Source organism: Mycobacterium sp. E3247, assembly GCF_001667785.1.
Lineage (GTDB): Bacteria > Actinomycetota > Actinomycetes > Mycobacteriales > Mycobacteriaceae > Mycobacterium.
This window is the reverse complement of record NZ_LZJG01000406.1, coordinates 1-516: the sequence shown is the minus strand read 5'-3', so window position 1 is coordinate 516 and position 516 is coordinate 1. Positions and strand designations below refer to the sequence as shown.

The 516-nt window shown below is 61.8% G+C and carries 1 protein-coding gene; it reads left to right on the top strand.

Features of this window, described 5'->3' with window-relative positions; all coding sequences use genetic code 11:
* Nucleotides 1–24: 24 nt before the first annotated feature.
* Nucleotides 25–516 (top strand): acyl-CoA dehydrogenase family protein (locus tag A9X04_RS21445; RefSeq protein WP_255396494.1); only part of this gene is annotated, 492 nt, incomplete at its 3' end.

Here is a 516-nt window from a genome sequence, read left to right as displayed (position 1 = left end):
GAGATCATCCGCAACATTCCGGTTATGGGAGAGACCGACGTGCCGGCCTTCCACGGTGAGGTGACCATGGGTCACGCGGAAGTCCGCATCCGCGACCTAGTGGTCCCCGACGAGAACATTCTCGGCGGCCGTGGCGAGGGCTTTGCGATGGGGCAGCATCGGCTCGGATACGGCCGGCTCCGGCACGGGATGTGGAGCATCGCGAAAGCCCAAGCAGCGCTTGACATGGCGGCCGCGCGGGCATGTGAAAGAGTCACCTTCGGCAAACGGGTGGCTGATCGTCAGGGAATCCAGTGGATGCTCTCCGACTGCGCCGAGAAGCTTTACGTCACCCGGCTGATGATCCTGCACCTGGCTTACAAGATGGAACGCGGGCTCGACTTGCGGATCGCGAATTCCATCGCCAAGACTTACATTGCCAACATGCTCATCGATGTCGTCGACACCGCCCTGCAGATTCACGGGTCACTCGGATACTCACACGATCTGCCCCTAGCGGCCTGGTTGGCAGAGGCG